General features: G+C 70.6%; 7 protein-coding genes and 1 riboswitch. Of the genes, 4 read left to right on the forward strand and 3 right to left on the reverse strand.

The features are described from left to right. Positions 1-414: 414 nt before the first annotated feature. Positions 415-2,043 carry an ABC-F family ATP-binding cassette domain-containing protein gene (locus ACWD6R_RS12670; protein ID WP_451818674.1) on the forward strand — a complete coding sequence of 543 codons (1,629 nt, stop codon included), beginning with the start codon at positions 415-417 and terminating at the stop codon, positions 2,041-2,043. A 325-nt stretch (positions 2,044-2,368) separates the two neighbouring features. Here ACWD6R_RS12670 and ACWD6R_RS12675 read toward each other — a convergent pair whose 3' ends face one another. Next, complete coding sequence (locus ACWD6R_RS12675) at positions 2,369-2,725, reverse strand: DUF805 domain-containing protein (RefSeq protein WP_451818675.1); 357 nt, start codon at positions 2,723-2,725, stop codon at positions 2,369-2,371. A 358-nt stretch (positions 2,726-3,083) separates the two neighbouring features. On the opposite strand from ACWD6R_RS12675, the gene ACWD6R_RS12680 reads away from it, so the two are divergent. Continuing rightward, complete coding sequence (locus ACWD6R_RS12680) at positions 3,084-4,286, forward strand: hypothetical protein (RefSeq protein ID WP_451818676.1); 1,203 nt, start codon at positions 3,084-3,086, stop codon at positions 4,284-4,286. A 255-nt stretch (positions 4,287-4,541) separates the two neighbouring features. On the opposite strand, the gene ACWD6R_RS12685 is transcribed toward ACWD6R_RS12680, so the two are convergent. Then, entirely contained in the window at positions 4,542-6,173 is a 1,632-nt protein-coding gene (locus tag ACWD6R_RS12685; protein WP_451818677.1) for an adenosine deaminase family protein, read from the reverse strand. Between the two features lie 364 nt (positions 6,174-6,537). Continuing rightward, complete coding sequence (gene cobN / locus ACWD6R_RS12690) at positions 6,538-10,137, reverse strand: cobaltochelatase subunit CobN (RefSeq protein ID WP_451818703.1); 3,600 nt, start codon at positions 10,135-10,137, stop codon at positions 6,538-6,540. A gap of 73 nt (positions 10,138-10,210) precedes the next feature. Next, a riboswitch (cobalamin riboswitch) is annotated at positions 10,211-10,356 on the reverse strand. 217 nt (positions 10,357-10,573) lie between these two features. Here cobN and cobG point away from each other — a divergent pair. Both cobG and ACWD6R_RS12700 read left to right on the forward strand, forming a co-directional pair. Continuing rightward, positions 10,574-11,866 carry a precorrin-3B synthase gene (cobG, locus tag ACWD6R_RS12695; RefSeq protein ID WP_451818704.1) on the forward strand — a complete coding sequence of 431 codons (1,293 nt, stop codon included), beginning with the start codon at positions 10,574-10,576 and terminating at the stop codon, positions 11,864-11,866. Between the two features lie 56 nt (positions 11,867-11,922). Beyond that, positions 11,923-12,549: a precorrin-8X methylmutase gene (locus tag ACWD6R_RS12700; protein ID WP_037698515.1), complete on the forward strand. Its 627-nt coding sequence runs from the start codon at positions 11,923-11,925 to the stop codon at positions 12,547-12,549. Positions 12,550-12,551: the final 2 nt, after the last annotated feature.

Below are 12,551 nucleotides of genomic sequence, written 5' to 3' on the forward strand. Positions count from 1 at the left end.
ACCCCCTCTGACCTGCTACTTAGCGCCTCGATCGGTTTTTGCCGGTCGGGGCGCTTCGTCTTTCCCGGCCTCTTGCGTGAGCGATGCGTGAGCGGACAGCCCGCCAGCAGGCGCTACGGAGGGGGCCTTACGGGCACGTGGCACCAGAGCAGCGGCGGCTTCAGCGGCAGCTTGTCGACCTCGGGCAGCAGGCTCGTGTACGTGTCATCTCGGCGAGTTTTGCCCGCTCGGCGGCGAGCCGTGCCCCCGGTGGGCATCACCCCGTTCGCCGTCCTCGCCGTCATCGTCCTGCTCACATCCACCTACGTCGTGTTGGCCGTCCCCGGTACCGTCCAACTAGCAACCCCCCCGCACGACGACGATCGCGAACCGGGCGCCCCCTTGACCGCCACTACGTGAGGAGAGACTCAGTCCGTGGCTCAACTACATTGCACAGGCATAGTCCACGCCTACGGGGGAGATACCGTCCTGAACGGAGCGGACCTGTCCGTCGGGGCCGGGGACCGCGTCGGAATCGTCGCCCCGAACGGCACTGGGAAGTCGACGCTGCTGCGTATCGCCGCCGGAGATCTCCAAGCCGACAGCGGAAGGGTCACGCGCGCCCCCACGACGGCCAACGTCATCCGTCTGTCGCAGGAGCGCGACATGCGCAATGGGGAGGCACTGAGTGACTATCTGGCGCGCCGCACCGGGGTCGCACAGGCCCAAGCCGCACTGGACGCGGCGACGAAACTCCTCGAGCAGCAGCTGCCCGGCGCCGATGACGCCTACGCGGAGGCGTGGGACCGATGGCTCGCCCTGGGCGGCGCCGATCTTCCCGAACGCGCGCAGGTTGTCGCGGCAGACCTGCGTTTCGACCTGAATACCCAAGCCACCTCGGAGCTCTCCGGCGGACAGCGGGCACGACTGGCCCTGGCCGCGGTGCTACTGGCCCAGCCCGACATCCTGCTCCTGGACGAACCCACCAATGACCTCGATCAAGACGGCCTGTCCCGCCTGGAGCACCACGTGCGCCGTAGCCCGGCCGGCATCGTCCTGATCAGTCACGACCGGGCCTTCCTCGCCGGCACCGTGAACCGAATCGTGGAACTGGATGATTTCACCCGCCGCACCACCGAGTACGGCGGAGGCTGGGACAGCTTCGTCACCGAGCGCGCGGCCGCCCGCCAACACGCCGTCGACGCATACGTCGCCTACGAACAGACACGGCAGCAGCTCACCAGCACGTCACGCACCCAGCGGGAGTGGGCGCGTCAAGGCGCGGCCCGGGCGGTCAACCCGAGGCGCCAGCCTGACGGTGACAAGTTCCGCAGGGCCTCCCGGCTCGCAGGGGCGCAGAACACCGGGGCGGCCGCGGCGAAAGCGGACCGCGCCGTCCAGCGGCTTGACGCGGATGCTCCCCCTCAGGTGCGCGAGGCATGGCGTCTGCAGTTCTCGATCGCCGAAACAGGAGCGTCGTCGGGCACGATTGTGTCCCTCCAGCAAGCCGTCGTCCAGCGTGGGGACTTCCGGCTGGGGCCGGTCGATCTGGACATCCGCTTCGGCGAGCGGCTGCGCATCACCGGCGCAAACGGGAGCGGCAAGACAACATTGCTCGGTGCCCTGCTCGGTCGGCTGAAGCTGTCTGCCGGGGATCAGCACATCAGCCCGGCGGCCCGTCTCGGCGAGATCGACCAGACACGGGCTCTTCTGGACTCCTCCCGCTCCACCGTCGAGATTGTCGGCGAGGCAGCAGAGCTCGACACCACGGAGACGCGCACGCTCCTTGCCAAGTTCCGCCTGGCACAGGACCGAGCACTGCGCCCCGCGTCGTCCTTGTCGCCCGGCGAGCGCACCCGTGCCGGCCTGGCGCTCCTTCAGGCCCGCGGTGTCAACTGCCTGATTCTGGATGAGCCCACCAATCACCTGGACATCGAAGCTGTGGAACAGCTTGAGCAAGCTCTGGACAGCTTCAACGGCACGCTGTTCCTGATCACACATGACCGGGGCCTCGCGGACGCCGTGCACATCGACCGCACGATCGAGGTAAGCGACTATCGGTGAGCACGGCATGTGTCCCGGGCCGCTTGCCATCCGACGCATTGACGCCCCCGTATGGGAGACCCCCATCGAGACTCTGCGCTGCGCCTGTTCCTGCCACTCTTCGTTGACGCGTCGCAGGCAGGCAGCTGCGATTCCTACGGATTAGGTATCCGTTCCCTGGGCCATTGCCGCAGGTCAGATGTGCGGCACGTGGGGATCACACAAAAAGGGCGCCGTACGGGCGTGATCCCGACGGCGCCCTCGGCGTCCGTGCCGCTATGCCGCGTGTTCGGGGACGACGACCCCGGTACTTCATTGGTACCGAGGTCTCAGTGCCGCCGGAAGGTCAGATGTGCGCGCCGATGTACTTCGGAACCGACCCGTACTTGTTGTTTGCGGGCTGGCTGTCGCTGCAGAAGAAGAAGAGCAGGACGATGTCGCCGACCAGCGGGATCAGTCCAATCAGGAGCCACAAGCCGGAGCGCCCGTCATCATGCAGGCGGCGGACGCCCACGGCGAGTGAGGGGAGGAGCATCGCTAGCGCGTAGAGCACCTGAAGCAGAGTGAAGTCGATTGCGCGTCCGACCACGAACAGCACGATGCTGATCACGACGTTGAACAGATTGAACACCCAGTATTCGGTGCGACGCGCGCGCCCGCTGAACACCGCGTACTTCTTGAGCACGTCTACGTACCAGTGCATGTGATGCCCCCCACGGCCATCGTTGGACGCCGTCCTGAAGTGATCAAGCAGGCAGAGCGTATGGTCCTGTCCTGTCCCGCGCAGGTCAAGACACATCTCGGTGACCGCGGCCGTGGGACGGCGCGGGGGTGATTCGGCCTACTTGTTATCCGCCGTACTGCCGCCGTCCTGGACGCCTGAGCGTGAGCAAGGCCCAGCTCCTGGCGGGCCCTTCGGGGTGGCGCGGTGGGGCATGCTACGCGTCGCTGGTCTGGTTGATGGGTGGCGCGGTGCGCGCGTATCCCTGAAGATCCGGGTCACTCCGGCGAAACCGAGGCCGATACTGCTCAGTGATCACCGACACGCGATACTTTCCAGCATGCCCGAGACCAAGGCCGTCCCCCTCTCACGGGCCACCGCCCTGCGGCCAGGTTCCGCGTCCCGTTCGCTGACGATTTCGCTCCGCTACGCCGCGCCCGCGCTGCTGGGCTACATTGCCGTACGGCTCACCGGCCTCGCGATCCTCGTGATCACCGCCTCCGTCACCGGCAAGGACGGAATGCACCGGCTGACCGGCCGCTGGGACTCGGTCTGGTACCAGCGGATCGCCGAACACGGATACGGCTACGAGGTCCGGCTCCCGGACGGCACCCTCCACTCCGATCTGGCCTTCTTCCCGCTCCTGCCTGCGCTGGAGCGGGGCCTGTCCGTTCTGTCCCCGCCCCTCGGTGTAGCCGGCGCGGGCCTGTTGATCTCATGGCTCGCCTCGCTCGCCGCCGCCTGTGGCATCTTCGCTGTGGGTGCGCGGATGTACGGGCGCCGGGCGGGCGTACTACTGGCCGTGCTTTGGGGGGTGTACCCGACGGCGTTCGTGCAGTCCATGGCGTACACCGAGACGCTGTTTACGGGCCTGGCGGCCTGGGCGCTGTACGCCGTTCTGACCGACAGGTGGATCACGGCGGGTGTGCTGTGTGCCGGCGCTGGGCTCACCCGGCCGGTCGCGGCCGCGCTGATCGCAGCGATCGGCGTCACGGCGATGTGGCGGCTGGTCACCGCATGGCGCGGCGGTGAACCGCTCCGGACGCACTGGCGGATGGCGGTGGGTGTCTGTCTGGCCCCGCTGGGCTGGCTGTCGTACATCGTCTTCGTGGCCGTGCGGGAGGGGAACCCGTTCGCGTACTTCGATATCCAGGCAGATTGGAACAATCGGATCGACGGGGGCGTGGCGCTGGCCGTGTTCGTGGCGGAACAGTTCGGCCGCAACGTCTTCGCGGGGCTCGGACTGTGCGCCGCCTTCGCCTTTCTTTTCTGGGTGGTGTGGTTGTGCGTACGGCAACGGCCGCGCCAACCGTTGCCCGTGATCGTCTACTGCGTCATGGTGGTCGTGATCTCGTTGATCGGGTCCGGCTACTTCGGCTCCAGGCCCCGGCTGATGATGCCCGCATTTCCGTTGCTGCTGCCGGCTGCGGTGGCCCTGGCGGGCGCCCGCCGAAGGGCGCTTCCGGCGGCGGTCGTGGGCGTGACGGCGCTCGCGTCGGGGGTGTACGGAGCCTTTGCGCTGCTCGGTTCCGGGCCTCCGTAACACCCAATCCACGACCCTTTTAGCAGGGTTGTCCGACGCGTATAGTCAGCTGCGAAGGGTGCCCCGGTCGGTACGCACAGACAGACTTCGGGCACCCTTTGTCCTGCCCGGACGCGGAGCATCGCGAAGAGGACGTTGGCCCGTCGTCGGGCGGGGCGCTCCCTCGTTGACGGGTACCCGCTACGTGCACGGGCGCTATCCGGCGCACGCATGTGCCGGATAGCGCCCGTGGTGTCCGGAGCGGGTGTGTGTCCGTCAGCCAGCCGTGGTGGCAGCGATCCGCCGTTCGAAGGCCGCGAACGCGGCTTCCTGGCGCCACTGGACCCGCGCCTTGGTGCTGGCGTCCAGGAGGCGTCGGCACTGCTGCCGGGGGTTGTGCGTACCGGGGTTGTCGTGGCGGCAGGGGCCGGCGAGACGGTAGCCGTCCCGGGTCGGGTTGCCCTGCCAGAGGCCGGCGCCCGGCAGGAAGGCGTACTCCAGGGAGGCCCGCGCGAGATCCTTCAGGTCGCGGTAGCCGAGATCGTACGTCGTGGCGGCGTACTGGTACTCGTGGCTGATGTCGATCCGGGAGACACCGGGATCGTCGGTGGCCAGCACGACGGGCACGCCGTAGGCGCGGTAGGTGGTGAAGGGGTGGTCGGCGCCCTTGACCCCGAGGATCTGCGCGTTGCTGCTGAACGGGACCTCGACCGCGATCTGCCGGGCGGCCATGGTGCGGGCGAGCTGCTGCCAGTTGTCCTCGTGGACCAGGTCGACACCGTGGCCGATGCGCTCGGCGTGAGCGACGTTCACGGCCTCGCCGATGTGGAAGGTCAGGTCCTCGGGCTTGACCAGGCCGGGCCACAACTCGCCCGCGTGCAGGGTGATGTGCGCCTTGGGGTACACACGGTGCAGGTAGTCGAGCATCCGCATCTGGAGGCTGTAGTTCTGCAAGGAGCTGTCCCAGTCCTCCGGCTGCACCAGATTCACGGCGACGAACCGCTTGTCCCGTTCGGCGAGGCGCAGTCCCAGAGCCATCTGCGTGAAGACCCGCTCGGGCGAACTGCCGCGCGAAACCTGGGAGATCCACCGCACCGGCAGCCGACAGCCGGCCTCCGCGCGGGGCGTGCCGCACTGTGCTGCCGTGCGGAACTCCGCGTCGGACTCGTCCGTCTCCCGGCTCGCCTCGGCGACCAGCTTGTCGAGTTTGCCGCCGGCCAGCAGCTTGCCGTGCAGCTTTGCCAGGTCCGGGTCCCAGCCGACCTCGGCGGCCAGTTTCTTGGCGCCGTCCGACGCGGGGGTCACCATGGTTTCCAGATAAAACTGGTTCTGCCTCGCGACGGTGTTGGCCACTTCGGCGAGCAGCTTGCCCCGGTGGCGCCAGGTGACCTCGCCGAACTTTCCGAACGTGTCGAAGAAGTGGTCGTGCCCCGACTGCCCCGGCGGAAAGTCCTGCATCGACCACGCCTGTAGCACCGCGTGGCGGAAAGCGGCATCGGTCAGGGCGTCGGACGCCGGTCGCCGGCCCGGACCGCACGGCGGCACCACCGCGGTCAGCGTCTTCTCGTCGATGCACAGACCGTCGTCCGCGGCGAGTGAGATCAGGTACTCGGTCGAGACGGCGCCGGACAGGTGGTTGTGCAGGTCCCCTCCTTTCGGCAGTGCCGTGAAGAAGGCCTTCAGTGCGGCCGGATCGTTCCGGATCGCGGCGAGCCGCGCGGAGGCCAGGAACTCCCCGCGGGTGGACGGGGGCAGGGGCGCGGCGGCGGGGCTCCGAGTGGCGGCCACCGGCTGCGCGGCGGCGGGCAGCGTGCCCGGAAGCAGGGACAGGACGGCGAGGGCGCCGAGACCGATCGGGGCCAGGAGGCCACGCGGGCGGCGCGCGGAGCGGCGGTTCACGAAGATCACCTGCGCATGATCCCGAGTTCCGCCGACGCTGAACGCGCGACGGGCGGTCACCCGGCCGGGACCACCCGGCCGAGTGATCACGCCCGACGTCCTGCTGATTCTTCCCGGCGGTCCACGAGCGTCCGGCGCACGCACCTGTCGGTCGGCTGCCTGCTTCTCGGCCGGTGCGGGTCCGGTACGGCCTGTGCCCTCACGGACGGTCGGCCGACCGCCCGTCGGGGGGATAGCCGGCCGGGCGGCTCACGCATGACCGGCGGCGGTGCGGTCGGACCGGGCGCCGGGGAAGCCGACGAGAGAGCGGCGCCGGGTGGGTGTGGCGCCCCGTGCGGAACGGGACGCCACACCCACGTACGCCTGCCGGCCCTCAGTCCTCGCCCTCCAGGTCCCCTTCCGTCTCCAGGAACGCCTGGCGCAGCGCCTCCAGTACCGCAGGGTCCGGCTTGGCCCACAGGCCGCGGGACTCGGCCTCCAGGAGGCGTTCCGCGATGCCGTGCAGGGCCCAGGGGTTGGCCTGCTGCAGGAATTCGCGGTTGGTCGGGTCCAGGACGTACGTCTCGGTGAGCTTGTCGTACATCCAGTCGGCGACCACGCCCGTCGTCGCGTCGTAGCCGAAGAGGTAGTCGACCGTCGCGGCGAGTTCGAAGGCGCCCTTGTAGCCGTGGCGGCGCATCGCCTCGATCCACTTGGGGTTGACCACGCGGGCGCGGAAGACGCGGGACGTCTCCTCGACGAGGGTGCGGGTGCGGACCGTCTCCGGGCGGGTGGAGTCGCCGATGTACGCCTCCGGGGCCGTGCCGCGCAGGGCGCGGACCGTGGCCACCATGCCGCCGTGGTACTGGAAGTAGTCGTCCGAGTCCGCGATGTCGTGCTCGCGGGTGTCCGTGTTCTTGGCGGCCACGGCGATGCGCTTGTACGCCGTCTCCATCTCGTCGCGGGCCGGGCGCCCGTCGAGTTCGCGGCCGTAGGCGTAACCGCCCCAGACGGTGTAGACCTCGGCGAGGTCGGCGTCGGTGCGCCAGTCGCGGCTGTCGATGAGCTGGAGGAGACCCGCTCCGTACGTACCGGGGCGGGAGCCGAAGATGCGGGTGGTGGCCCGGCGTTCGTCGCCGTGTTCGGCGAGGTCGGCCTGGGCGTGCGCCCGGATGTGGTTCTGCTCGGCCGGTTCGTCGAGGGACGCGGCGAGACGTACCGCGTCGTCGAGCAGGCCGATGGTGTGCGGGAACGCGTCCCGGAAGAAGCCGGAGATGCGCAGCGTCACATCGATACGCGGGCGGCCCAGCTCGGCGAGGTCGATCGGTTCCAGGCCGGTGACGCGGCGCGAGGCGTCGTCCCAGACCGGGCGGATGCCGAGCAGCGCCAGTGCCTCGGCGACGTCGTCGCCGGAGGTGCGCATCGCGCTGGTGCCCCACAGGGAGAGGCCGACCGAGGTGGGCCACTCGCCGTTGTCGGTGCGGTAGCGCTCCAGGAGCGAGTCGGCCAGGGCCTGGCCGGTCTCCCAGGCGAGGCGGGACGGGACCGCCTTCGGGTCGACGGAGTAGAAGTTGCGGCCGGTCGGCAGGACGTTGACCAGGCCTCGCAGCGGGGAGCCGGAGGGGCCCGCCGGGACGAAGCCGCCGTTCAGGGCGTGGACGGTGTGGTCGAGTTCGGCGGTGGTGGCGGACAGCCGGGGGACCACCTCGCGGGCGGCGAAGTCGAGGATGTCCGCGACCGGTCGGGGATGCGATGCCGTTACGGTCGCGACCGCCGCCGGGTCCCAGTCCGCGTCCTCCATCGCCTGGACCAGGGCGCGTGCCTGCTCCTCGGCCTCGTCGGCGGTGGTGCGGGTGGCAGCGGACTCGTCCAGCCCGAGTGCCTCGCGCAGGCCGGGCAGCGACGCCGTACCGCCCCAGATCTGGCGGGCGCGCAGGATCGCCAGGACCAGATTGACCCGGTCCGCACCGGCCGGGGCGCCGCCCAGGACGTGCAGGCCGTCTCGGATCTGGGCGTCCTTGATCTCGCAGAGCCAGCCGTCGAGATGCATGATGAACTCGTCGAAACCCTCGTCGTCCGGGCGGTCGTCGAGCCCCAGGTCGTGGTCGAGCTTGGCGGCCTGGATCAGGGTCCAGATCTGGGCGCGGATCGCGGGCAGTTTCGCCGGGTCCATCGCGGCGATCTGGGCGTGTTCGTCGAGGAGTTGCTCCAGGCGCGCGATATCGCCGTAGCTGTCCGCGCGGGCCATCGGCGGCACGAGATGGTCGATCAGGGTGGCGTGGACGCGGCGCTTGGCCTGCGTGCCCTCGCCCGGGTCGTTCACCAGGAACGGGTAGACGAGCGGGAGATCGCCCAGTGCGGCGTCCGGGCCGCAGGCGGCGGACAGGCCCGCGTTCTTGCCGGGCAGCCACTCCAGGTTGCCGTGCTTGCCGAGGTGGATCATCGCGTCGGCCCCGAAACCGCCGTCGTCCTGCGCCGCCGCGATCCAGCGGTACGCGGCCAAGTAGTGGTGCGAGGGCGGCAGATCGGGGTCGTGGTAGATCGCGATCGGGTTCTCGCCGAAGCCGCGCGGCGGCTGGATGAGAATGAGGAGGTTCCCGCGGCGCAGGGCGGCGAGCACGATGTCGCCCTCCGGGTTGCGGGAGCGGTCCACGAACATCTCGCCGGGCGGCGGACCCCAGTGCCGCTCGACGGCGTCGCGGAGTTCGTCCGGGAGCGTGGCGTACCAGCGCCGGTAGTCGGCGGCCGGGATCCGGACCGGGTTGCGGGCCAGCTGCTCCTCGGTCAGCCACTCCTGGTCGTGGCCACCGGCCTCGATCAGGGCGTAGATCAGCTCGTCGCCGTCGCCGGAGACCAGGCCGGGGAGTTCGTCCTCGGGGCCGAAGTCGTAGCCCTCGGCGCGCAGCCGCCGCAGCAGGGCGACGGCGCTGGCGGGGGTGTCGAGGCCGACGGCGTTGCCGATACGGGAGTGCTTGGTCGGGTAGGCGGAGAGGACGAGTGCCAGGCGCTTGTCCCCGGCCGGGATGTGGCGCAGCCGTGCGTGGCGTACGGCGATTCCGGCGACGCGTGCGGCGCGTTCGGTGTCGGCGACGTACGCGGGCAGCCCGTCCTCATCGATCTCCTTGAAGGAGAACGGGACGGTGATCAGCCGGCCGTCGAACTCGGGGACCGCGATCTGGCTGGCCGCGTCGAGCGGGGAGACGCCCTCGTCGTTGTCCTCCCAGTCGCTGCGCGAGCTGGTCAGGCAGAGAGCCTGCAGGATCGGTACGTCGAGTCCGGTGAGCGCACCGGCGTCCCAGGACTCGTCGTCGCCGCCCGCCGATGCCTCGGCGGGCCGGGTGCCGCCCGCGGCGAGGACGGTGGTGACGATGGCGTCGGCTGCGCGCAGTTCGTCGATGAGTGCGGGTTCCGGGGTACGCAGCGAGGCGACGTACAAGGGGAGGGCGCGGGCGCCCGCGTCCTCGACCGCCCGGCAGAGCGTGTCGACGAACGCCGTGTTCCCGCTCATGTGGTGGGCGCGGTAGTAGAGCACCGCGATGGTCGGGCCGTCGGTGGCGCGCGCAGTGCGCTCCAGGGGCCCCCAGGACGGTGCGGGCGCCGGGGGTTCGAAGCCGTGGCCGGTCAGCAGCACGGTGTCGGAGAGGAACCGGGCCAGCTGGTCCAGGTTGGCCGGGCCGCCGTGCGCCAGGTAGGCGTGGGCCTCGGCGGCGATGCCGATCGGGACGGTGGAGGCAGCCATCAGCTGGGCGTCGGGGGCCTGTTCGCCGGTGAGGACGACGACCGGCCTGCCGGTGGCGAGGACCTGGTCGAGCCCTTCCTGCCAGGCGCGGACACCACCGAGGAGGCGTACGACGACGAGGTCGGTGCCGTCGAGAAGAGCGGGGAGTTCGTCGAGCGGCAGGCGCGAGGGGTTGGCGTAGCGGTAGGTCACCGGACCGTCCGCGGCGCGGGCGCTGAGCAGGTCGGTGTCGGACGTCGACAGGAGCAGGATCATGCGGCGTCGGGCCTTCCTCGGGGTGTCCACGCCCCGGGCGGTGTCGGAATGAGGTCTCCCCTGCTCGAGCGGGGTCGAGAGCTCGGGGAAGGGAGTTCCTGACTCGCCCGGCCGCTCAGGCCGGACTCACAGTGGCGGGACCGCGCCGGACTCGCACCGGGCTTCCTCCCCTATCGCCGTCTTAGAGCCTGTCGGGTGACCTTCGATCGGAAAGCGGACGCGGTCTGGTGCGTGCGATTCCAAGGCGCCGGAAGGCCCTCGTAGCGGAGCTACTAGGGCATTTCGGCAACGCGGGAAGCGTGCGTGCCAGGGCGTGGCCGCCCGATCAGAGGTCACCCGACAGGCTCTTAGGCGATGCCGGGCCGGGTGGCCCGCTGCTAGGCATAGTAAGGGCCTTAGACCGATGGGATTCATACAGCTCAGAATGATGGTCGGTATGCTCGCCGCCATGTCCACTTCCGACACCCCGCCATCGGCCCCGGGGGAGCCCGTCTCCCGTGACCGTGGCGATGCCTGCCCGGGGTCGCTGCGGCTCCACCGGGCGGACGACGGGGCGCTGGCGCGGGTCCGGATCCCCGGTGGCGTGCTGACTGCCCGACAGGCGGACGCGCTCCACGGTGCCGCGCGGGAGTTGGGCGACGGTGAGCTGCATCTCACTTCGCGGGGCAATGTCCAGTTGCGCGGCCTCGGCCGGGAGTGCGGCGGACGGCTCGCCGAACTCCTGGGCGGGGCGGGGCTGCTGCCGTCCCGGAGCCATGAGCGGATACGCAATGTCGTGGCCTCCCCGCTCTCCGGGCTCGACGGCCGGGGCCACCGGGATGTCCGGCCGTGGCTGACCGCGCTGGACGCGCTGTTGTGCGGAAGTGACAAAGCGGCCGGGCTGTCCGGCCGCTTTCTCTTCGCGCTGGACGACGGCCGTGGTGACGTCGATGCCCTGGGTGCGGATGTGACGTTGCTGGGGCAGAGCGACGGGAGCGCGCTCCTGCGGATCGGGGCTGCGGAGGCAGTGCTGAGGGTCTCCGGGGACGATGCGCCGCGCGCGGCGCTCATCGCCGCCGAGACGTTTCTGGAGGCGGCGCAGGAGACGGGCGCCTGGCGGGTGAGCGAACTGCCTTTCGTTGCCGAAGAGTTGCTGGAGCCGGTGAGGGCGGCGCTGCGGGTGGCCGGTGCTGCGGAGCGCGTACCGCCGGCGACGGCGGCGCAGGAGCCCGCGTACGGCGTCGTCGGCAACGCGGCCTGTGTGGGGGCGCCGCTCGGGCGGCTCACCGGTGCGCAGTGGACGAGCCTGTCCCGCGTGGGCCGCGAGCTGCGGCTGACCCCGTGGCGGAGCGTCGTCGTGACGGGCGTGACGCCCGGCGGCGCGGCGGCGCGGCTGCGCGAATGGGGCGCGGCCGGACTGATCGTCGGGCCCGGTTCCGCGTGGACGGGGGTCGGTGCGTGCATCGGCCGGCCCGGCTGTGCGAAGTCCCTGGCAGATGTGCGGGGCGACGCGGAGGCCTTCGTACGGACCGCCGGAGAGCGCGTTGCCGGGCAGCTCCCCGTCCACTGGTCCGGCTGCGAACGCCGCTGCGGTCACCCCAAGGGCGCCTGGGCCGACGTCGTCGCCGTTCCCGGCGGGCACCAGGTGGCCCAGGTCCGTGGCGGCGAACGGGGCGCTCCCGTGACGGTCCACGGCAGCCCGTCCGACCTGGCCGCCGCGGTGAACGCCGCCCGCCGCACCCGTACCTGAACCACCGACCCGAGGGCGCTGCAGCCCGACCACCGACCGGAGAGAGCGAAACCACCGTGTTCCAGTACGAGAAGGACGGACCGGCGATCTACCGCCAGTCCTTCGCCACCATCCGCGCCGAGGCGGATCTCGCGGGGCTGCCCGCCGACGTCAGCCAGGTCGCGGTCCGCATGATCCACGCCTGCGGCATGGTCGACCTCGTACGCGACATCGACTTCACCCCGGGGGTCGTGGCCGGTGCCCGCGCGGCGCTGCGCTCCGGTGCGCCGATCCTGTGCGACGTGGCCATGGTCGCCAGCGGGGTCACCCGCAAGCGGCTGCCCGCCGGCAACGAGGTCATCTGCACCCTGTCGGACCCCACGGTCCCCGATCTCGCCAGGAAGCTCGGCACGACCCGCAGCGCCGCCGCGATGGAGCTGTGGCGGGACCGCATGGAGGGGGCGGTGGTGGCCGTGGGCAACGCACCGACCGCCCTGTTCCGGCTGCTTGAGATGATCGAGGAAGGCGCTCCGCGCCCGGCCGCCGTCATCGGTGTGCCCGTCGGCTTCGTCGGAGCCGCCGAGTCCAAGGACGCCCTGGCCGACCATCCGTCCGGTCTGGAACACCTGGTCGTACGGGGCCGTCGCGGCGGCAGCGCCATAGCCGCGGCCGCGCTCAACGCGATCGCCAGCGAGGAAGAGTAAGA

The organism is Streptomyces sp. NPDC005151 (genome assembly GCF_053599875.1).

Excerpts from the sequence above, each read along its gene's own strand:
- ACWD6R_RS12675 (WP_451818675.1), bottom strand. The coding sequence starts at position 2,725 with ATGCACTGGTACGTAGACGTGCTCAAGAAGTACGCGGTGTTCAGCGGG.
- ACWD6R_RS12680 (WP_451818676.1), top strand. The coding sequence starts at position 3,084 with ATGCCCGAGACCAAGGCCGTCCCCCTCTCACGGGCCACCGCCCTGCGG.
- cobN (WP_451818703.1), bottom strand. The coding sequence starts at position 10,137 with ATGATCCTGCTCCTGTCGACGTCCGACACCGACCTGCTCAGCGCCCGC.
- cobG (WP_451818704.1), top strand. The coding sequence starts at position 10,574 with ATGCTCGCCGCCATGTCCACTTCCGACACCCCGCCATCGGCCCCGGGG.